The sequence below is a fragment of the Myroides sp. A21 genome (genome assembly GCF_000807225.1).
Lineage (GTDB): Bacteria > Bacteroidota > Bacteroidia > Flavobacteriales > Flavobacteriaceae > Flavobacterium > Flavobacterium odoratimimum.
Genome location: NZ_CP010327.1, coordinates 1100741 through 1122959, shown reverse-complemented (window position 1 = coordinate 1122959; position 22219 = coordinate 1100741). Strand labels below are relative to the sequence as shown.

Sequence of the window (22219 nt, the reverse complement as noted above, 5' to 3'; positions counted from 1 at the left end):
TTAGAAAGAATAAAAAAGATATAGAAATATATAGAAAGTACGATTCGAAAGAATTGTAAGCACATAAGCAAAATAAGGGCGTATGGGGAATGCCTAGGCTCTCAGAGGCGAAGAAGGACGTGATAAGCTGCGAAAAGCTACGGGGATTGGCACACACGAATTGATCCGTAGATATCCGAATGGGGCAACCCAGTATGTTGAAGACATACTATCCAATATGGAGGCGAACCCGCTGAACTGAAACATCTAAGTAGGCGGAGGAGAAGAAAACAAAAGTGATTCCGTAAGTAGTGGCGAGCGAACGCGGAATAGCCCAAACCAAAGTTGTTACGGCAATTTTGGGGTTGTAGGACCACGACATTTCTTGCGGATTTAATAAGAATTACCTGGAAAGGTAAACCGAAGAGGGTGATAGTCCCGTATTGGTAAGAGAAGATAAGAATAGTGGTATCCTGAGTAGGTCGGGGCACGTGAAACCTTGATTGAAACTGGCGGGACCATCCGCTAAGGCTAAATACTCCTGAGAGACCGATAGTGAACCAGTACCGTGAGGGAAAGGTGAAAAGAACCGTGAATAACGGAGTGAAACAGATCCTGAAACCATACGCCTACAAGCGGTCGGAGCCCCTTAGTGGGGTGACGGCGTGCCTTTTGCATAATGAGCCTACGAGTTACCGTTGCTGGCAAGGATAAGTGATTAAGTCATGGATCCGTAGCGAAAGCGAGTCTTAATAGGGCGCTTTAGTCAGTAGTGGTAGACGCGAAACCGTGTGATCTACCCATGGGCAGGTTGAAGTTTAGGTAACACTAAATGGAGGACCGAACCGTTTAACGCTGAAAAGTTTTCGGATGACCTGTGGGTAGGGGTGAAAGGCCAATCAAACTCGGAAATAGCTCGTACTCCCCGAAATGCATTTAGGTGCAGCGATGATCGATAGTTACTTAGAGGTAGAGCTACTGATTGGATGCGGGGGCTTCACCGCCTACCAATTCCTGACAAACTCCGAATGCTAAGTAATGATAATCATCAGTGAGGGCATGGGTGCTAAGGTCCATGTCCGAGAGGGAAAGAACCCAGACCATCAGCTAAGGTCCCCAAATGTATGCTAAGTTGAAAAAACGCGGTTTGATTGCCCAGACAGCTAGGATGTTGGCTTGGAAGCAGCCATTCATTTAAAGAGTGCGTAACAGCTCACTAGTCGAGCGATCGAGCATGGATAATAATCGGGCATAAGTATACTACCGAAGCTATGGATTTGCGCATTTAGTTGCGTGAGTGGTAGGGGAGCATTCTAACGGCGCAGAAGGTGATTTGTGAGAATTGCTGGAGCTTTTAGAAAAGAAAATGTAGGCATAAGTAACGATAAGGGGTGCGAGAAACACCCCCGCCGTAAGACTAAGGTTTCCTCAGCTATGCTAATCAGCTGAGGGTTAGTCGGGACCTAAGGCACACCCGAAGGGGGACGTCGATGGCCAACGGGTTAATATTCCCGTACTACTGATAATTGTGATGGAGTGACACAGTGATGAAAGCACCGCGAACTGACGGAATAGTTCGTTGAAGCACGTACCTATAGGTTTGATAGTAAAATGCGTCAGACTTGGAGAAATGCGATAGTACTTTGAGTCTTCGGACAACGAGATAGTGTGCCTAAGGGCTGTCAAGAAAAGCTTCTAAACTTAGATTATTAGTACCCGTACCGTAAACCGACACAGGTAGTCGAGGAGAGTATCCTAAGGCGCTCGAGAGATTCATGGCTAAGGAACTAGGCAAAATAGACCTGTAACTTCGGGAGAAAGGTCGCCAGCGCAAGCTGGCCGCAGTGAAAAGGTCCAGGCGACTGTTTATCAAAAACACAGGGCTCTGCAAAATCGTAAGATGACGTATAGGGCCTGACACCTGCCCGGTGCTGGAAGGTTAAGAGGAGATGTTATCGATGAGTAATTGTTGAGAAGCATTGAATTGAAGCCCCAGTAAACGGCGGCCGTAACTATAACGGTCCTAAGGTAGCGAAATTCCTTGTCGGGTAAGTTCCGACCTGCACGAATGGTGTAACGATCTGGACACTGTCTCAGCCATGAGCTCGGTGAAATTGTAGTATCGGTGAAGATGCCGATTACCCGCAGTGGGACGAAAAGACCCTGTGCACCTTTACTATAGCTTAGTATTGTTCTTGGATAAGTGATGTGTAGGATAGGTGGGAGACTGTGAAATGGCGTCGCTAGGCGTTGTGGAGTCATTGTTGAAATACCACCCTTTGCTTATTTGAGATCTAACTCCCTTATTGGGGAGGACATTGCTTGGTGGGTAGTTTGACTGGGGTGGTCGCCTCCAAAAGAGTAACGGAGGCTTCTAAAGGTTCCCTCAGCACGCTTGGTAACCGTGCGTAGAGTGCAATGGTATAAGGGAGCTTGACTGAAAGACTAACAAGTCGAACAGGTACGAAAGTAGAGCATAGTGATCCGGTGGTTCCGCATGGAAGGGCCATCGCTCAAAGGATAAAAGGTACGCCGGGGATAACAGGCTGATCTCCCCCAAGAGCTCATATCGACGGGGGGGTTTGGCACCTCGATGTCGGCTCGTCACATCCTGGGGCTGGAGAAGGTCCCAAGGGTTGGGCTGTTCGCCCATTAAAGTGGCACGCGAGCTGGGTTCAGAACGTCGTGAGACAGTTCGGTCTCTATCTACTGTGGGCGTTAGAAATTTGAGTGGATCTGATTCTAGTACGAGAGGACCGAATTGGACCAACCTCTAGTGCATCTGTTGTCTCGCCAGGGGCATCGCAGAGTAGCTACGTTGGGAAGGGATAAGCGCTGAAAGCATATAAGTGCGAAACCCACCACAAGATGAGATTTCTTTAAAGGGTCGTTGGAGATTACAACGTTGATAGGCTATAGATGTAAAGACAGTAATGTCAAAGTCGAGTAGTACTAATAACCCGTAAGCTTATGTGAATCTCCCCTTGTTTAAATACAAGGGGAGGGCAACTTTCTAAAGTATAGTTAAGTTTAAAATATCAATATAGTTAAAAATATTAGTTACGTTAAAGTAACAACCGATTTAAGGTGGTTATTGCAGCGGGGCTCACCTCTATCCATTTCGAACAGAGAAGTTAAGCCCGCTAGCGCAGATGGTACTGCTAACCAGTGGGAGAGTATGTCGCCGCCTTTCTTTAGAAATCCTCGCTGATTTTCTAGCGAGGATTTTTTATCTACAAATTTTACTGAAAAAAGGAAAAACTTTAAATAAATATTCAAATTCATTTGGATTGTAAAAAATAAAGTTCTACTTTTGCACTCGCTTTGAAAAACAAGTGAGACTTAGAAATAAGAAGACAACGTTCATAAACATATTGGATTGACAGCATACAAATAAGAGAGTAAGGCAAATCGCTAAGATTTGGAATTATACTTTTTTAATTTACGAAATTAAAAATATACGATGAAGAGTTTGATCCTGGCTCAGGATGAACGCTAGCGGCAGGCCTAACACATGCAAGTCGAGGGGTAGAAAGAGCTTGCTTTTTTGAGACCGGCGCACGGGTGAGTAACGCGTATGCAACCTACCTTATACAGGGGAATAGCCCGAAGAAATTCGGATTAATGCTCCATGGTTTATCGATATGGCATCGTATTGATAATAAAGATTTATCGGTATAAGATGGGCATGCGTATCATTAGCTAGTTGGTGTGGTAACGGCATACCAAGGCAACGATGATTAGGGGTCCTGAGAGGGAGATCCCCCACACTGGTACTGAGACACGGACCAGACTCCTACGGGAGGCAGCAGTGAGGAATATTGGTCAATGGAGGCAACTCTGAACCAGCCATGCCGCGTGCAGGATGACGGTCCTATGGATTGTAAACTGCTTTTGTACAGGAAGAAACCTCCCTACGAGTAGGGACTTGACGGTACTGTAAGAATAAGGATCGGCTAACTCCGTGCCAGCAGCCGCGGTAATACGGAGGATCCGAGCGTTATCCGGAATTATTGGGTTTAAAGGGTTCGTAGGCGGCTTTGTAAGTCAGTGGTGAAATTTCCTAGCTTAACTAGGACACTGCCATTGATACTGCAGAGCTTGAATAATATGGAAGTAACTAGAATATGTAGTGTAGCGGTGAAATGCTTAGATATTACATGGAATACCAATTGCGAAGGCAGGTTACTACGTATTTATTGACGCTGATGAACGAAAGCGTGGGGAGCGAACAGGATTAGATACCCTGGTAGTCCACGCCGTAAACGATGGATACTAGCTGTTCGGTTTTCGGACTGAGTGGCTAAGCGAAAGTGATAAGTATCCCACCTGGGGAGTACGTTCGCAAGAATGAAACTCAAAGGAATTGACGGGGGCCCGCACAAGCGGTGGAGCATGTGGTTTAATTCGATGATACGCGAGGAACCTTACCAGGGCTTAAATGTAGATTGACAGATTTGGAAACAGATTTTTCTTCGGACAATTTACAAGGTGCTGCATGGTTGTCGTCAGCTCGTGCCGTGAGGTGTCAGGTTAAGTCCTATAACGAGCGCAACCCCTATTGTTAGTTACCAGCGCGTAGTGGCGGGGACTCTAGCAAGACTGCCGGTGCAAACCGTGAGGAAGGTGGGGATGACGTCAAATCATCACGGCCCTTACGTCCTGGGCTACACACGTGCTACAATGGCAAGTACAGAAAGCAGCTACCTGGCAACAGGATGCGAATCTCCAAAGCTTGTCTCAGTTCGGATTGGAGTCTGCAACTCGACTCTATGAAGCTGGAATCGCTAGTAATCGGATATCAGCCATGATCCGGTGAATACGTTCCCGGGCCTTGTACACACCGCCCGTCAAGCCATGGAAGCTGGGGGTACCTGAAGTCGGTGACCGCAAGGAGCTGCCTAGGGTAAAACTAGTAACTAGGGCTAAGTCGTAACAAGGTAGCCGTACCGGAAGGTGCGGCTGGAACACCTCCTTTCTAGAGAATAATTATAGAAGTATGATACTTTACTCTCGCTGTTAATACCAAAAAAAGAATAAAAGAATTAAGTAATACAGAGTCTCGTAGCTCAGCTGGTTAGAGTACTACACTGATAATGTAGGGGTCGGCAGTTCGAGTCTGCCCGGGACTACTAATTTACTAATTTGAAGGAAATACTAGAGGTTAAACTAACCGCCCAAAAGTTACTGTTAACTGTAAGCTGTTAACCAAACACTAGATACGGGGGATTAGCTCAGCTGGCTAGAGCGCCTGCCTTGCACGCAGGAGGTCATCGGTTCGACTCCGATATTCTCCACTACGGCATAATATCAAAGCTGGTTTAATTATCAGTGGCGATTCGCCACAAGTTCATTGACATATTGATAAAACTTAACTAACAAAACAGTTAGAAAGAATAAAAAAGATATAGAAATATATAGAAAGTACGATTCGAAAGAATTGTAAGCACATAAGCAAAATAAGGGCGTATGGGGAATGCCTAGGCTCTCAGAGGCGAAGAAGGACGTGATAAGCTGCGAAAAGCTACGGGGATTGGCACACACGAATTGATCCGTAGATATCCGAATGGGGCAACCCAGTATGTTGAAGACATACTATCCAATATGGAGGCGAACCCGCTGAACTGAAACATCTAAGTAGGCGGAGGAGAAGAAAACAAAAGTGATTCCGTAAGTAGTGGCGAGCGAACGCGGAATAGCCCAAACCAAAGTTGTTACGGCAATTTTGGGGTTGTAGGACCACGACATTTCTTGCGGATTTAATAAGAATTACCTGGAAAGGTAAACCGAAGAGGGTGATAGTCCCGTATTGGTAAGAGAAGATAAGAATAGTGGTATCCTGAGTAGGTCGGGGCACGTGAAACCTTGATTGAAACTGGCGGGACCATCCGCTAAGGCTAAATACTCCTGAGAGACCGATAGTGAACCAGTACCGTGAGGGAAAGGTGAAAAGAACCGTGAATAACGGAGTGAAATAGATCCTGAAACCATACGCCTACAAGCGGTCGGAGCTTCTACGTGAAGTGACGGCGTGCCTTTTGCATAATGAGCCTACGAGTTACCGTTGCTGGCAAGGATAAGTGATTAAGTCATGGATCCGTAGCGAAAGCGAGTCTTAATAGGGCGCTTAAGTCAGTAGTGGTAGACGCGAAACCGTGTGATCTACCCATGGGCAGGTTGAAGTTTAGGTAACACTAAATGGAGGACCGAACCGTTTAACGCTGAAAAGTTTTCGGATGACCTGTGGGTAGGGGTGAAAGGCCAATCAAACTCGGAAATAGCTCGTACTCCCCGAAATGCATTTAGGTGCAGCGATGATCGATAGTTACTTAGAGGTAGAGCTACTGATTGGATGCGGGGGCTTCACCGCCTACCAATTCCTGACAAACTCCGAATGCTAAGTAATGATAATCATCAGTGAGGGCATGGGTGCTAAGGTCCATGTCCGAGAGGGAAAGAACCCAGACCATCAGCTAAGGTCCCCAAATGTATGCTAAGTTGAAAAAACGCGGTTTGATTGCCCAGACAGCTAGGATGTTGGCTTGGAAGCAGCCATTCATTTAAAGAGTGCGTAACAGCTCACTAGTCGAGCGATCGAGCATGGATAATAATCGGGCATAAGTATACTACCGAAGCTATGGATTTGCGCATTTAGTTGCGTGAGTGGTAGGGGAGCATTCTAACGGCGCAGAAGGTGATTTGTGAGAATTGCTGGAGCTTTTAGAAAAGAAAATGTAGGCATAAGTAACGATAAGGGGTGCGAGAAACACCCCCGCCGTAAGACTAAGGTTTCCTCAGCTATGCTAATCAGCTGAGGGTTAGTCGGGACCTAAGGCACACCCGAAGGGGGACGTCGATGGCCAACGGGTTAATATTCCCGTACTACTGATAATTGTGATGGAGTGACACAGTGATGAAAGCACCGCGAACTGACGGAATAGTTCGTTGAAGCACGTACCTATAGGTTTGATAGTAAAATGCGTCAGACTTGGAGAAATGCGATAGTACTTTGAGTCTTCGGACAACGAGATAGTGTGCCTAAGGGCTGTCAAGAAAAGCTTCTAAACTTAGATTATTAGTACCCGTACCGTAAACCGACACAGGTAGTCGAGGAGAGTATCCTAAGGCGCTCGAGAGATTCATGGCTAAGGAACTAGGCAAAATAGACCTGTAACTTCGGGAGAAAGGTCGCCAGCGCAAGCTGGCCGCAGTGAAAAGGTCCAGGCGACTGTTTATCAAAAACACAGGGCTCTGCAAAATCGTAAGATGACGTATAGGGCCTGACACCTGCCCGGTGCTGGAAGGTTAAGAGGAGATGTTATCTTCGGAGAAGCATTGAATTGAAGCCCCAGTAAACGGCGGCCGTAACTATAACGGTCCTAAGGTAGCGAAATTCCTTGTCGGGTAAGTTCCGACCTGCACGAATGGTGTAACGATCTGGACACTGTCTCAGCCATGAGCTCGGTGAAATTGTAGTATCGGTGAAGATGCCGATTACCCGCAGTGGGACGAAAAGACCCTGTGCACCTTTACTATAGCTTAGTATTGTTCTTGGATAAGTGATGTGTAGGATAGGTGGGAGACTGTGAAATGGCGTCGCTAGGCGTTGTGGAGTCATTGTTGAAATACCACCCTTTGCTTATTTGAGATCTAACTCCCTTATTGGGGAGGACATTGCTTGGTGGGTAGTTTGACTGGGGTGGTCGCCTCCAAAAGAGTAACGGAGGCTTCTAAAGGTTCCCTCAGCACGCTTGGTAACCGTGCGTAGAGTGCAATGGTATAAGGGAGCTTGACTGAAAGACTAACAAGTCGAACAGGTACGAAAGTAGAGCATAGTGATCCGGTGGTTCCGCATGGAAGGGCCATCGCTCAAAGGATAAAAGGTACGCCGGGGATAACAGGCTGATCTCCCCCAAGAGCTCATATCGACGGGGGGGTTTGGCACCTCGATGTCGGCTCGTCACATCCTGGGGCTGGAGAAGGTCCCAAGGGTTGGGCTGTTCGCCCATTAAAGTGGCACGCGAGCTGGGTTCAGAACGTCGTGAGACAGTTCGGTCTCTATCTACTGTGGGCGTTAGAAATTTGAGTGGATCTGATTCTAGTACGAGAGGACCGAATTGGACCAACCTCTAGTGCATCTGTTGTCTCGCCAGGGGCATCGCAGAGTAGCTACGTTGGGAAGGGATAAGCGCTGAAAGCATATAAGTGCGAAACCCACCACAAGATGAGATTTCTTTAAAGGGTCGTTGGAGATTACAACGTTGATAGGCTATAGATGTAAAGACAGTAATGTCAAAGTCGAGTAGTACTAATAACCCGTAAGCTTATGTGAATCTCCCCTTGTTTAAATACAAGGGGAGGGCAACTTTCTAAAGTATAGTTAAGTTTAAAATATCAATATAGTTAAAAATATTAGTTACGTTAAAGTAACAACCGATTTAAGGTGGTTATTGCAGCGGGGCTCACCTCTATCCATTTCGAACAGAGAAGTTAAGCCCGCTAGCGCAGATGGTACTGCTAACCAGTGGGAGAGTATGTCGCCGCCTTTCTTTATAGAATCCCCAATCTCGTATGAGGTTGGGGATTTTTTTGTTTATATAGGTAGGTGTATTTTGTACTTATAAACGTTTTACTGGAAAAAGTATCGTTGTTTATAACAACTTTTAAAACTTGTTCTAAGACTATAAAAAAGAGCCCTAATAGGCTTTTATTCTTTTTGAAGATCATTTACTTTATCGAGTATGTATTCCATTTCATATCCTTTTCTATGTAGGAACCCAATTAGTTTTTGTGTTTTTTTATTTATGTCTTGATCTGTTAATGATTGCCAACGTTGTTCAGCTAGTTTATTTAGGGTTTCGAAGTACATATTATCATCTATTTCAGTTAGTGCTATTTTTATTAGGTTAGCTGATATTTTTCTGATTTTAAGTTCTCCAAGTATTCTATTTTTTCCCCATCCACTGATTCTATGTTTACCTCTTGCAAAACTACGAGCAAAGCGTTCTTCGTTTAGAAATTTATTGTTAATTAAATAAACTAGTATTTCATCGTGTAGATCAGAGGAAACTTTTAAATTGTATAATTTGGATATAACTTCAGTATGACATCTGTCTTGATAAGCACAAAAATGTTCTAATTTACTTTTTGCTTGTTCTAGTGTTAAGGACATATTTTTGTTCTTTTTCAATTTACTTTATTCCTAGGCTTTTATGAGTATTGATTATAGCTTTTTTATTTTTATAATCAATCCAATCCTGTCCTTTTAATCTTCTCATGAAGTTATCAAAATATCTCATTACAGTAATATTATAGATTGCTTTTCCAAGGTTACTATATTTAGAAGGGAATGCTCTTAGACTCATAGATATACTTGGCGTAAGGTATTTCATATAGTGCCAATAACCTTCAGGCATATAAAGCATTTCTCCATGTTTTAGATTACAGATATATCCTTTTGCATATTTTAAAGCAGGCCATTTATCAAAATCAGGATTGTCAAAATCAATGTCTTCTCTGGATATTAATGCATGCGGTATTTTATACATATATTTTGTTTGGTCTGGTGAAAATAGCATACATTGCTTTTCTCCATTAAAATTGAAATGTAATATATTAGAATAATCAATATCAAAATGCATGAAGACTTTTGAATTTGTTCCTCCAAAAAATAACATTGGAAGTTGTTTTACTAGACGGAGTCCTAGTTTTGGCCATTTGAAATCACTCTTAAGACTAGGAACTTCTTTCATTATATTATAAAGAAAGATTCTGTAGTTTGTTGGTTCTTTGTTAAGTAAATCTATATAATCAGCCATCTTCATTGTTGCATGTGCTTCATTAAAACCATCTTTATGAGAAACAGGTCTATCATCATAAAGTGGTACTAATTTTTCACCTGCTATTTCCTTTATATAGTTTAAACGCCATTTTTTGTAAGCAGGCCAATCTTCAGTTAAGTTTTCTATTACAACAGGAATCTGTTTTTTAAAATATTTTTCAATAAAATCTTTTTCAGAGATAGATTTTACCCTTTCTATTTCTTGAAGTTGTAATTTTTTCATGCTATTTTACATTAGTCTTTCTTTAAGTACTATCATATTAAATTTATGTAACCTCAAATTTAATAAATCATTATTGGTTTTTAATGCTAGTAGCTTGTAAAATAAGCTTCGAGATAGCAAATTGATTTATTATCGACTAATAGTAAGTGATTGCATATTTAACAGTTGGTACAGTAAAATCTATTTGTAATAGTCGTATATTTAAAATAAAAATTATGAGTATAACTAAGAGTTATTTGTTAGAGTTAGGACATGAGTTAAATAGTACAAAGAAGATAGTAGCTTGTGTACCTAATGATAAATGGGGCTGGAAGCCTCATGAAAAGTCTATGAACTTAGGTGATTTGGCAAAGCATATTGTAGAATTAACAATTTGGACTGAGAATATCCTAACAAAGGATAGTTTGGATTTTCAAATAGATTACAAGCCTTTAGAAGCACAAACTACAGAAGAGTTGTTGGTTCTTTTAGACAAGTATGAAAAGGCTGTTATATCAGCTTTAAATATGTTTGATGAGGAAAAGTGGATGTCTGAATGGAAGTTAAAGTCAGGAGATCATATAATCGTTGCTATGCCAAAGGTTGGAGCTAATCGATTTATTGTAAATAACCATATTTATCACCATAGAGGACAATTATCAGTTTATTTGCGTTTATTAGATGTAGCTATTCCAGGAATGTATGGACCTTCAGCTGATGATGTTAAATAAATTATATAAATTAAAAAAGCCTAACTCAATGAGTTAGGCTTTTTTTGTGCCCGGAGTGGGAATCGAACCCACACTCCGAAGAACACGAGTTTGAGTCGTGCGCGTCTACCAATTCCGCCATCCGGGCTGATGACTTATTGTTTGTGAGTGCAAATGTAGATAAAAAAAATTAGGTACAAAGAAAAAATATAAAAAAAATCGTTTTCTCAATTTATATTTTATAAATTTGCACCGCTTAATAAAAACAGTTAAGCTCTAACTCGCAACATAACAACTAATTATATAATGTCATATTTCGAACCAGACGCTAAGATTTTTGCATGTGCTCAGAGCGTTGAGCTTGCTGAGAAAATTGCAAAAGCATACGGAGTAGAATTAGGAAAAGTAACTCTATCACATTACAGTGATGGGGAGTTTCAACCTTCTTTTGAAGAATCAATTAGAGGACGAAGAGTTTTCTTAGTATGTTCTACATTCCCGTCATCAGATAACCTGATGGAATTGTTACTAATGTGTGATGCTGCTAAACGTGCATCAGCAAGACATATTACAGCTGTAATTCCTTATTTTGGATGGGCTAGACAGGATAGAAAGGACAAACCAAGGGTTCCGATTGGAGCGAAATTAGTTGCTAAATTGCTTGAATCAGCAGGGGCAACACGTATCATGACAATGGATTTACATGCTGATCAAATCCAAGGATTCTTTGAAAAACCAGTGGATCATTTATATGCATCTACAATCTTTTTACCGTATGTAAAAAGTTTGAAACTTGATAATTTAACAATTGCGTCTCCTGATATGGGAGGATCTAAGAGAGCATATGCTTATTCTAAGTTCTTAGAATCAGATGTAGTAATTTGTTATAAACAACGTAAGCAAGCTAATGTTATAGATAAAATGGAGTTAATAGGAGATGTTACAGGACGTAACGTAATCTTAGTTGACGATATGATTGATACAGGAGGTACTTTAGCTAAAGCAGCTGATATGATGATGGAGCGTGGAGCATTAAGTGTTAGAGCTATATGCACACATGCTATTTTATCAGGAAGTGCTTATGAGAAAATAGAACAATCAGCTATTCAAGAATTAATCGTTACAGATTCAATTCCACTGAAGAAGCCTTGTGATAAAATAAGAGTATTAAGTTGTGCTCCATTATTTGCAGAAGTAATGCACAATGTACATGCTAACGAGTCTATTAGTAAGACTTTTGTAGTTTAGAATTTATTAATTTTTTAAATATATTTAAATGAAATCAATTACGATTAAAGGATCTGAAAGAGAAAGCGTAGGTAAAGTATCAACTAAAGCCTTACGTAATGCTGGAATGGTACCTTGCGTGTTATACGGAGGAACTGAAGCAGCTGTGCATTTTTCTGCTGAAGAAAAAGCATTCAAAAATTTAGTTTACACTCCAAACGTACACACAGTGGTAATTGAGTTGGAAGGTGGAAAAAAATTCAACGCTATCTTACAAGATATCCAATTCCACCCAGTAAGCGATAAAATCTTACACATCGATTTCTATCAATTACATGACGATAAAGAAATTACATTAGACGTACCAGTTAAAATCACTGGAAACTCTAAAGGAGTAATGGCTGGAGGGGTATTAAACCTAAACTTACGTAAATTAAAAGTTAAGGCTTTACCAGCTAACTTACCTGACTTCGTAGAAGTAAACATTTCTAACTTAGAAATGGGGAACAAATTATATGTTACTGATGTACCTGTTAACAATTACAAATTGTTACACACTGATAACACTGTAATCTGTCAAGTAAGAATTTCTCGTGCAGCTATGAAAGCAGCTCAAGAAGCAGCAAAAGCAGCAAAAGCTACTCCAAAGAAAAAATAATTCTTTTGAGAAGATATTTATTAGAAGCACCTGTGTTTACACAGGTGCTTTTTTTGTGCCTTAAAATAAGGTTACTTCTTTGCTTTAATGTACTTTTGTAACGCAATTAATTATGTCATTAATAGAAGGATGAAGAAATTTTTAATTATAGGACTTGGGAATATTGGTGCTGAGTATATCAACACACGTCATAATATCGGTTTTAAAGTTGTAGACGAAATAGCTAATGAGCTTGGAGGTGATTGGCAAACTGTGAAATTAGGAAGCTTAGCTGAAGTAAAGATAAAAGGAAGAACACTTTTATTATTAAAGCCTAATACATATATGAATTTAAGTGGTAAGGCAGTTCAGTATTGGATGGAGAAAGAAAAGATACCAGTAGAGAATATTTTAGTGATTACAGATGATTTAAATCTTGCTTTTGGAACAATAAGAATCAAACCAAAAGGATCTGATGGCGGACACAATGGATTAAAAAGTATTCAAGGTACTTTAAACTCTGCTGCATATCCTCGTTTTAGATTTGGTATCAGCGATGAATTTAAGAAAGGACAGCAAGTTGATTATGTTTTAGGGGTATGGGATGAGAAAGAGAAAGAACAGTTGCCAGAGCGTCTTAAAATGGCTTCTAAAGCCGTACAAGAGTTTGCTTTGGGAGGATTGAATAATGCTATGAATACTTATAACGGAAAGTAGATTAAGTAGAGCTTATAAAGTAAAAAAGGAGTTACTCATTGAGTAACTCCTTTTTTTATCATTATACCTGTGGTTTTACCACGTTGATATGTAATTCTTCTAATTGTTCTGGAGTGATAGTTGACGGAGCGTCAATCATTACATCTCTACCAGAGTTGTTTTTAGGGAATGCGATGAAGTCTCTAATCGTCTCTTGACCCCCTAAGATAGCTACTAATCTATCTAAACCAAAAGCTAAACCTCCATGAGGTGGTGCTCCATATTGGAATGCATTCATTAAGAAACCAAATTGTTTTTCAGCTTCTTCTTTGCTAAATCCAAGGTGTTTAAACATTAACTCTTGAGTAGCCTTATCGTGAATACGAATAGAACCTCCTCCGATTTCGTTACCGTTTAATACCATATCATAAGCATTAGCACGTACTTTACCTGGGTCAGTATCTAATAATGGAATATCTTCTACTTTAGGTGAAGTAAATGGGTGGTGCATAGCGAAGTAACGTCCAGCTTCTTCATCATATTCGAATAGAGGGAAGTCGATAACCCATAATGGTGCGAACTCATCAGACTTTCTTAATCCCATACGATTACCTAATTCCATACGTAGAGCACTTAATTGAGCTCTTGTTTTATTCGCAGGACCTGAAAGTACTAAGATTAAGTCACCAGCTTTAGCACCTGTCACCTCAGCCCATTGCTTAAGATCTTCTTGATCATAGAATTTATCTACAGAAGATTTATATGATCCATCAGCTTCACATTTACAGTACACCATACCAGAAGCACCTACTTGTGGGCGTTTTACCCAATCAATAAGAGCATCTATCTCTTTACGAGTGTATGAAGCAGCACCAGGTACAGCGATACCTACTACTAACTCTGCACTATTAAATACACCGAATTCTTTATGTTGAGCTACAGCATTTAACTCACCGAACTCCATCCCAAAACGGATATCTGGTTTGTCATTACCATATTTGCGCATTGCTTCTTCGAAAGTCATACGAGGGAACTTATCAACTTCAATTCCATGAACTGATTTTAATAAATGTCTAGTCATTCCTTCGAATGTATCCATAACATCTTCTTGGTTTACGAATGCCATTTCACAGTCTATCTGAGTAAACTCAGGCTGTCTATCAGCACGTAAATCCTCGTCACGGAAACACTTTACTATTTGGAAGTATCTATCCATACCACCTACCATTAACAGCTGTTTGAATGTTTGTGGTGATTGTGGTAAAGCGTAGAATTCTCCAGCATTCATACGAGAAGGCACTACGAAGTCACGTGCTCCTTCAGGAGTAGAGCTAATTAAGTAAGGAGTTTCTACCTCACAGAAATCTTGAGCAGAAAGATAATTTCTTACCTCTTGAGCTACCTTGTGTCTAAACAATAAATTGTTCTTCACTGGATTTCTACGGATATCTAAGTAACGGTATTTCATACGGATATCTTCTCCACCATCAGTATCATCTTCGATAGTAAATGGAGGAACAGCAGATTCGTTTAATACTGTTAGCGTATCTACTAAAATCTCAATATCTCCAGTAAGGATATTTGGGTTTTTAGAAGCGCGTTCGATTACTTGTCCTTTTACTTGAATTACAAACTCTCGTCCTAGGTTTTTAGCTGCTTCGAATACTGCTTTATCAGTTCTCTCTGCATCAAAGATTAATTGTGTAATCCCGTAACGGTCACGTAAATCAACCCAAATCATAAAACCTTTATCGCGATGCTTGCTTACCCATCCTGATAGGGTAACTTCTGTATTTATATCCGAAGCTCTTAAGGCTCCGCAATTATGCGTTCTGTACATTGCTAAAAATTATTTCCTACAAATTTATAAACTTATTATGAATGATAGAATAAAAGCCAAAACAATATGTCTTAGATTTTATAAATATCTATTTTTAAGCTATTTCCCTTTTTTTATTTTGATAAATACATAAGCCAATATCGCCCCACATAGTGCTAATCCTGCCCCTACCCATTCAGGAGAGTTGTATCCTAACCCCATGGTGATAGGTAGTCCTCCTAATGAGGCTCCTAATGCATTACCAATATTGAAGGATGCTTGTCCAGCTGAAGCAGCTAACATTTCAGAACCTTTCGCATTGTTGATTAATAACATCTGTAAAGGAGAACCGATTGTGAAAGCAACTAATCCAGTGATAAGAGACATCGCATAAGCCATCCATTGAATATGTACTGTGTAATATACAATAATTAAACAAGTTGCCATTGCACAGAAAGAGAAAATAACGGCTTTAGCAGGCGGGAAGGTATCGGCTAATTTTCCTCCTACGAAGTTTCCTAAGAACATACCTAACCCTACTAGGGTCATGACTAAAGGTATTTTTGCTTCTGATATTAAAGCGATATTAGTCATCATCGGTGCGATATAACTGATCCAAGCAAATAGTCCTCCTGTACCTATAGAGATTAAGGCTACCAATACCCATGCAATAGGTGTTTTAAAGAAAGCGGTTTGTTTCTTTAGATTTGTCTCTTTGTCTGCTTCTAACTTAGGTATCCAAAATGCGATAGTGATAGCAGATACGATTCCTAAAGAAGCGATTAACATATAGGCTGTTCTCCATGAATACTCTTGTCCGATGTAGGTACTCAATGGCACTCCTACTAGATTAGCGGTAGTAAGCCCTGCGAACATGATGGCTACTGCTTGAGCCTCTTTTCCTTTTTGAGCTAATCGTGTTGCTACCACAGACCCTACCCCAAAGAATGCTCCATGAGGAAGTCCTGACATAAAACGAGAAATAATTAATGTTGTATAACTTGGAGACAATACGAATAGTAAGTGAAAGAATGAGAACATCACCATTAATGCTATCAATACTTTATGAGGAGCATATTTATTAGAAGACATGACCAATAATGGAGCCCCTACTACTACCCCTAATGCATAAGTAGAGATGAAGTTACCCGCTTTAGGTATGCTTATTTGTAAGTCTTTAGCGATGTCAGGTAGTAGTCCCATCATTGAGAATTCTGTCATTCCGATGGCTAGCCCACCTACAGCTAATGCTATTAAACTTTTGTTCATTGTTGTTTTACTGAGTTTGATTTTATGTACTATTATAATGTTTCTTTTCCTCTTTCGTATTGATTTGCCCATGCTAGACTTACACCTAGTTCATTAGCCGCTCTCATGACGAAGTGAGGATCTCTTAGAAATTCTCTACCGAGTAAGATACAGTCAGCTTGATTGGCCTTCAGGATATCTTCTGCCTGTTGTCCTGTTTTGATTAGACCTACTGTTCCTACTAATATATTGGACTGTTGTTTTATAGCTTCAGCAAAAGGAACCTGATAATTAACCTCAACTTTTATTTGTTGATGTCTTACTAGCCCTCCTGTACTCACATCTATAAGTTCTACCCCTTTATCATATACTATTTTAGCGAGTTCTATACTTTCTTCTAGAGTCCAACCTCCATCAGCCCAGTCAGTGGCTGATATTCTTAACCACAGACTTTGTGTAGTCAAGACAGATTTAACAGCCTCTATGACTTCTAAGACTAATCTGATTCTATTCTCAAAAGTTCCTCCATACTCATCTGTACGCAGATTGGTTAAGGGAGATAAGAACTGATGTAGTAAGTAACCATGAGCACCGTGTAGCTCTATGATTTCATAGCCTGCTTTTACAGCGCGTTCAGCCCCTTGTCTAAAAGCATCTATTATTCTCTTTATCTCTGCAGTATCCATTGCTATCGGAAGGTTTTCTGCTTCGTTGAAGGCAATAGCTGATGGAGCTATAGTTTGCCACCCGTTCTCATTATTGGGAGCTATCTGTGCTCTATTTATCCAAGGCTTGTCACAGCTTGCCTTTCTTCCTGCATGGGCTAACTGTATACCAGGTACAGTAGCTTGACTTTTTATAAACTCCGTTATCTGCTTTAGTTTCACTATATGTTCATCAGACCATATTCCTAAATCAGCATAGGTTATTCTACCTTCAGGAGTCACAGCAGTCGCTTCTTGTACAATGGCAGCAGCTTTTCCTATCGCAAATTGACCATAGTGTACAAGGTGCCAATCACTCGCAAAACCATCTTTTGCAGAATACTGACACATAGGTGAAACAATGATTTTGTTGTGTAAAGTGTTGTCCCTTAGTTTTAAAGGAGAAAATAGAGTTTTCATAATTTGTGTGTTGTTTGGTGGTGCAAAATTATTAAATCCAAAATAGAATAGAAGGTCTTTTGTCCTAAAAGATATTTTCAGCAATAAAAGTTACAATAATTTGAGGAGTTCTTCTCAAGTAACCCTATATTTGTTATTTATAATTAATTTAAATAAAGATATAATGAGAATGACTTCTAAGGTTATTACTAGCACAGTACTAGCAGCCTTGCTTTTTGTAGGTTGTAAGAAAGAAAACACTAAAGCTTCTTCTGAAGAGACGATTACGATAGAGAACATGGGTAGATCAGTTAGTTTTAATAAAAAACTAGAGAATGTAGTTGTGTTCGACGTGGGAGCGATGGAGAATATGGCAGAGTTAGGTATTCCATTTAAGGGAATGGCTAAGGTATACAGTCCTAACTTCCTTTCTAAATATGCAGATGATGAGAGTATTGTGAACGTAGGATCTTTTATGCAGCCTAACTATGAGTTAGTAAGTTCTGTAGATCCAGACCTGATCATTATGAGTAACTGGTTTGATAAAGATTACCCAGAGTTCGCTAAAATAGCACCTACAATCTCTTTAGGTATCTCAGGAAGTAATTATTTAGCAAGTACAAAAGACAATCTTAAAACAATTGGTTCTGTTTTTCAAGTAGAAGATAAGGCAGATAAATTGATCGAAAATATTGATACAAAAGTAGCTGAGATGAAAGAAGTGATTAATAAGAGCGATGCTAAAGCGTTATTAATCCTGTATAACAATAAGAGTTATAGTGCCTTCGGAGAGGACTCTCGCTATGGATATATCTTTAATGATCTAGGAGTGAAGTCTGCAGCTGCTGGTCTAATGGGGGGAAGCGATCACGGTAATGTAGTATCTAGTGAGTTCGTACTAGAGCACAACCCTGATATTATCTTTATCATCGATAGAGGTGCTGTAATGGAAAATGTAAATGCGGATAAGAAAGAAGTAGAGAACCCATTGATCCAAAAGACTAATGCGTATAAGAATGGCAAGATTGTTTATCTAGATCCAAATGCATGGTATCTAGCAGGAGGAGGGTATATCTCTCTAAACATTATGTTAGATGAAGTAATGAAAGCGTACAAATAATAAAGTAAAAAGCTTCTCGAAAGAGAAGCTTTTTTTATGTCTATTGTTTTTTAACGAACAGATTACTTGCTATTTTTTTTGTGATTGTGATGGTGTGATTATCAACTTTGATAGTATAAGACTGATCAAAAGGCTCTATATCTAATATCTCTAGTTTTGATCCTAACGATATTTTCTGTTTATCCAAGTATTGTAAGAACTCTGTAGAAGAATCTTTCACCCCTACACATACCACTTCTTTATTAGCCTCTACTTCAGATAATAACTTCTTATCTATCTGTTTTATTTCTCCTTTTTCATTAGGAATAGGGTCTCCATGAGGATCTTCTGTTGGGAATCCTAGAAATGCATCTAGTTTATTAATTAACTTTTCTGACTTTATATGTTCTAGTTCTTCTGCGACATCGTGAACTTCATCCCAATTAAATCCAAGTTTATCCACTAAGAATACCTCCCATAGTCTGTGCTTTCTCACGATCATCTTAGCAGCCATAACTCCCTTAGGAGTAAGTGTAACTCCTTGATACTTTTGATATTTAATCAGCTCCTTATCATTTAGCTTCTTTATCATATCTGTCACAGATGAGGCTTTAGTTTCGATTTTTGCAGCAATAGCATTAGTCGAAATTCCTTGAGTTTGCCCTAGTGATAAATGGAATATAGTTTTTAAATAATTCTCTTCTGAATAGGTAAGCATGGATTGTTTTTTTGTTTAAATACAAAGTTAGTGTTTTTTTAATTACAAATTAATTTTTAGCTTTGCCTAAATTTAATTAAAAGCCATGTGTAAAAGTATTTTTAAACTTGTAACAATAAATATTTTTCTTTGTCTCTTTTTTGCATTGAATTCCTATGCTCAAAATATCAAAGGAAAAGTTCTTTCTAATGGTACTGTGCTTTCTTATGCTACAGTTACCTTAGTAGGGACAGATAAGGGAGTAGTCACTGATGAGCAAGGTGGTTTTACTTTCGAGTCAGTAAAAGAAGGAACCTATACTGTGAAGGCAGACTTCGTAGGTTTTGCAGCTCAGACTAAAAAGGTAACTGTAAAAGGAACTCAGACCAGTACAGTATCTTTCGACCTAAAAGAAGATGCTAATCTAGATGAGATCGTTATCTCGGGTACACTGAAGCCTGTGCTAAAGTCAGAAGCAGTAGTACCTGTAGAGATATATACGCCAGCATTCTTTGAGAAGAATCCTACTGCTAGTTTATTTGACGCTGTACAGATGATTAACGGAGTACAACCTCAGCTAAACTGTAATGTATGTAATACAGGAGACATCCATATCAATGGTATGGAAGGGCCGTATACTATGATCCTGATCGATGGTATGCCTATCGTATCTTCTCTATCGACTGTATACGGGCTATTCGGTATCCCGACGAATATGATCGAGAGAGTAGAAGTAGTTAAGGGACCAGCCTCTTCACTATACGGAACAGAAGCGATGGGTGGTATTATCAACGTGATTACTAAAGATCCAGAGCACGCAGCGAAGTTAAGCGTAGATGCTTTTAGCACGACTTGGTTAGAAAACAATATAGATTTAGGAGCTAGTTATAAACTAGGGAATAAAGTAAAAGGACTTTTTGGAGGGAACTACTTTAAGTTCGGAGAACGAAAAGATAAAAACGGGGATGGTTTTACAGACGTAACTCAGCAAGACAGAGTATCTCTATTCAATAAAGTATCTCTAAAGAGAAAGGATGATAAAGTAGCTAGTCTTGCACTGCGCTATGTATATGAAGACAGATGGGGAGGAGAGACTAATTGGAAGCGCAAACAACACCGCGGAGGAGAAGACGTATATGCAGAGAGCATCTTCACTAACCGCTTTGAAGCGATAGGGATGTACCAGCTACCGACTACAGAGAATATCTATACACAGTTCTCTTATATCTATCACAAGCAGAACTCTATGTATGGACCAGAGTCTTATGATGCGAAACAACAAGTAGCTTTCGCTCAAGCTTATTGGGATAAGACCTTAGGAAATCACAGTTTTTTACTAGGTTCGTCATTTAAGTACACTTATTATGATGACAATACTCGTGCTACGGGTATCTATGATGAGAATGGATTAGTAAAGAATCAACCAGAAGAAACTCCGATACCAGGTATCTTCATCCAAGATGAATGGACGCTTAATAAAAAGAATAAATTATTATTAGGATACCGTTTTGACTATGATAAGACCCATAAAGGGATTCACTCTCCACGAGTAGGATATAAGTACACACCTCATCCGCACCATACCTTAAGAGGGAGTTTTGGTACAGGATTCCGTGTAGTGAATGTCTTCACAGAAGATCACAGAGCGTTATCAGGAGCTAGAGAAGTAGTATTCGCTGAGAAACTAGACCCAGAGAAATCATACAATGCTAATATCAACTATACAGTGAAAGTACCTTCTAATTTCGGAGTGTTTAATTTCGATTTGAACGGGTTCTATACTTATTTCACGAATAAGATTGATGCAGATACAGATACAGACCAGACTAAGATTATCTATGCTAACCTAGATGGGCATGCTATCTCTAAAGGGGTCTCTCTTAACGTAGATGTGACATTTGACTTCCCACTGAAGTTGATGGCAGGAGCTACTTATATGGATGTATTCAGAAAAGAAGATGGAGTACGTGAGCAAATCTATCATTCTCCTAAATGGTCAGGTAACTTTATCGCAAGTTATAACTTCGGTAGTGGATTTACAGCAGATTTGACATCAGACTGGAAGGGACCGATGAGATTGCCACGTGTAGAGAATGACTATCGACCAGAGTACTCACCATGGACAGTATTAGCGAATATCCAAGTGACTAAGAAGTTTAACAACGGATTCGAAGTATATGGCGGAGTGAAGAACTTATTCAACACGCTACCAAAAGAAGATCCTATCTCTAGATGGTGGGATCCATTCGGAGAGCCAGGTAATGGTGTAGTACCACCTCCAGGTAGAAATGATGTAATCTTCGAACCAAACGATTATAGTTATACTCCATTGCAAGGGATAAGAGGATTCTTAGGAGTGAGATATAACATTTTTTAGTTAGCACATAAGCAGAATGACGAGATTTTATTTTTTTTTCATGTTTAGTTATTTCTTTGGGTTAGCACTCCATGCTCAACCCAAAGAGATAATGTTTTCGGAGTTAGAGCAAGTGATGGCTACTGACCCTAAACCCGTTGTCGTATTTATGCATACAGACTGGTGTAGCTATTGTGCTCTGATGGAAAAGAAGACGTTGAACAATGATAAAGTGATGCAGAAGTTAGATGAAGACTTTTATTTCATCTCTTTTAACGCAGAACAAGAAGAAGCTATAGAGTATAAAGGAAAGCGCTATGAGCTGAGAAAGACTGGTGTCCATGCGAAGCAGCACGAGTTAGCAAAAGAATTAGCTCAGTCTAATGCTTATCCAGCTGTTATATTTCTCAATGAGAAACTAGAGATCATGTATAGACATTTTGCGTATGTACGATCTAATGATATGTATAAACTACTGAATGCTATAAAACCTTCTTAGTATTTAGAATAATAAGACTAGATGCAGTACAGAACGTTAAGCGTATATGTATTGGCGATTTAATAGTTGCAGTACTAGTACATCTGTGCGTATACATTTGTATTAG

The 22219-nt window shown here is 39.7% G+C and carries 13 protein-coding genes, 3 tRNA genes and 5 rRNA genes; 14 read left to right on the top strand and 7 right to left on the bottom strand.

Annotated features, from left to right (window positions below; all coding sequences use genetic code 11):
* The first annotated feature begins 61 nt into the window (after positions 1-61).
* The 7 genes from MYRA21_RS05170 (at position 62) to rrf (MYRA21_RS05140) (ending at position 8528) form a co-directional block, all read left to right on the top strand.
* Positions 62-2955 (top strand): 23S ribosomal RNA (locus MYRA21_RS05170).
* A gap of 107 nt (positions 2956-3062) precedes the next feature.
* Positions 3063-3172: ribosomal RNA gene (rrf, locus tag MYRA21_RS05165) — 5S ribosomal RNA — on the top strand.
* A gap of 267 nt (positions 3173-3439) precedes the next feature.
* Positions 3440-4957 (top strand): 16S ribosomal RNA (locus MYRA21_RS05160).
* A gap of 80 nt (positions 4958-5037) precedes the next feature.
* Positions 5038-5111 (top strand) — tRNA-Ile (locus MYRA21_RS05155).
* Positions 5112-5202: 91 nt separating this feature from the next.
* Positions 5203-5276: transfer RNA gene (locus tag MYRA21_RS05150), tRNA-Ala, on the top strand.
* Between the two features lie 151 nt (positions 5277-5427).
* Positions 5428-8311, top strand: a 23S ribosomal RNA gene (locus tag MYRA21_RS05145).
* A gap of 107 nt (positions 8312-8418) precedes the next feature.
* Positions 8419-8528 (top strand): 5S ribosomal RNA (gene rrf / locus MYRA21_RS05140).
* Together the 16S, 23S and 5S rRNA genes with 2 tRNA genes alongside form the textbook arrangement of a ribosomal RNA operon.
* 158 nt (positions 8529-8686) lie before the next feature.
* On the opposite strand, the gene MYRA21_RS05135 is transcribed toward rrf (MYRA21_RS05140), so the two are convergent.
* Both MYRA21_RS05135 and MYRA21_RS05130 read right to left on the bottom strand, forming a co-directional pair.
* A complete protein-coding gene (locus MYRA21_RS05135; RefSeq protein ID WP_006259935.1) occupies positions 8687-9151 on the bottom strand; it encodes a regulatory protein RecX in 465 nt (154 codons plus the stop codon).
* Positions 9152-9170: 19 nt separating this feature from the next.
* Entirely contained in the window at positions 9171-10043 is an 873-nt protein-coding gene (locus tag MYRA21_RS05130; RefSeq protein WP_006259934.1) for a cupin-like domain-containing protein, read from the bottom strand.
* A gap of 215 nt (positions 10044-10258) precedes the next feature.
* Here MYRA21_RS05130 and MYRA21_RS05125 point away from each other — a divergent pair, with 215 nt between their 5' ends.
* Complete coding sequence (locus MYRA21_RS05125) at positions 10259-10753, top strand: DinB family protein (protein WP_006259933.1); 495 nt, start codon at positions 10259-10261, stop codon at positions 10751-10753.
* 47 nt (positions 10754-10800) lie between these two features.
* Here MYRA21_RS05125 and MYRA21_RS05120 read toward each other — a convergent pair.
* Positions 10801-10880: transfer RNA gene (locus MYRA21_RS05120), tRNA-Leu, on the bottom strand.
* Between the two features lie 158 nt (positions 10881-11038).
* Between MYRA21_RS05120 and MYRA21_RS05115 the strand changes: the two genes are divergently transcribed.
* From MYRA21_RS05115 to pth, 3 genes are all read left to right on the top strand, one after another.
* Positions 11039-11980, top strand: a complete 942-nt coding sequence (locus MYRA21_RS05115; RefSeq protein WP_006259932.1) for a ribose-phosphate pyrophosphokinase — start codon at positions 11039-11041, stop codon at positions 11978-11980.
* Positions 11981-12008: 28 nt separating this feature from the next.
* The gene (locus tag MYRA21_RS05110; RefSeq protein WP_006259931.1) at positions 12009-12617 is read left to right on the top strand and encodes a 50S ribosomal protein L25/general stress protein Ctc; all 609 of its coding nucleotides are present in this window, start codon (positions 12009-12011) and stop codon (positions 12615-12617) included.
* 129 nt (positions 12618-12746) lie between these two features.
* Positions 12747-13313: an aminoacyl-tRNA hydrolase gene (gene pth / locus MYRA21_RS05105; RefSeq protein WP_006259930.1), complete on the top strand. Its 567-nt coding sequence runs from the start codon at positions 12747-12749 to the stop codon at positions 13311-13313.
* 61 nt (positions 13314-13374) lie between these two features.
* Here the strand turns inward: pth and aspS are convergent, their stop codons facing one another.
* From aspS to MYRA21_RS05090, 3 genes are all read right to left on the bottom strand, one after another.
* A complete protein-coding gene (gene aspS / locus MYRA21_RS05100; RefSeq protein WP_006259929.1) occupies positions 13375-15132 on the bottom strand; it encodes an aspartate--tRNA ligase in 1758 nt (585 codons plus the stop codon).
* A gap of 99 nt (positions 15133-15231) precedes the next feature.
* On the bottom strand, positions 15232-16380 hold the full coding sequence (locus MYRA21_RS05095; RefSeq protein ID WP_006259928.1) for an MFS transporter: 1149 nt from the start codon (positions 16378-16380) through the stop codon (positions 15232-15234).
* A gap of 32 nt (positions 16381-16412) precedes the next feature.
* On the bottom strand, positions 16413-17483 hold the full coding sequence (locus tag MYRA21_RS05090; RefSeq protein WP_006259927.1) for an NADH:flavin oxidoreductase/NADH oxidase: 1071 nt from the start codon (positions 17481-17483) through the stop codon (positions 16413-16415).
* Positions 17484-17652: 169 nt separating this feature from the next.
* Between MYRA21_RS05090 and MYRA21_RS05085 the strand changes: the two genes are divergently transcribed.
* On the top strand, positions 17653-18582 hold the full coding sequence (locus MYRA21_RS05085; RefSeq protein WP_006259926.1) for a siderophore ABC transporter substrate-binding protein: 930 nt from the start codon (positions 17653-17655) through the stop codon (positions 18580-18582).
* Positions 18583-18622: 40 nt separating this feature from the next.
* On the opposite strand, the gene MYRA21_RS05080 is transcribed toward MYRA21_RS05085, so the two are convergent.
* Complete coding sequence (locus MYRA21_RS05080; RefSeq protein WP_006259925.1) at positions 18623-19279, bottom strand: metal-dependent transcriptional regulator; 657 nt, start codon at positions 19277-19279, stop codon at positions 18623-18625.
* A gap of 85 nt (positions 19280-19364) precedes the next feature.
* Between MYRA21_RS05080 and MYRA21_RS05075 the strand changes: the two genes are divergently transcribed.
* Together MYRA21_RS05075 and MYRA21_RS05070 are read left to right on the top strand one after the other, a co-directional pair.
* The gene (locus MYRA21_RS05075; protein WP_006259924.1) at positions 19365-21635 is read left to right on the top strand and encodes a TonB-dependent receptor; all 2271 of its coding nucleotides are present in this window, start codon (positions 19365-19367) and stop codon (positions 21633-21635) included.
* Between the two features lie 16 nt (positions 21636-21651).
* Positions 21652-22113 carry a thioredoxin family protein gene (locus MYRA21_RS05070; protein WP_006259923.1) on the top strand — a complete coding sequence of 154 codons (462 nt, stop codon included), beginning with the start codon at positions 21652-21654 and terminating at the stop codon, positions 22111-22113.
* Positions 22114-22219 lie beyond the last annotated feature (106 nt).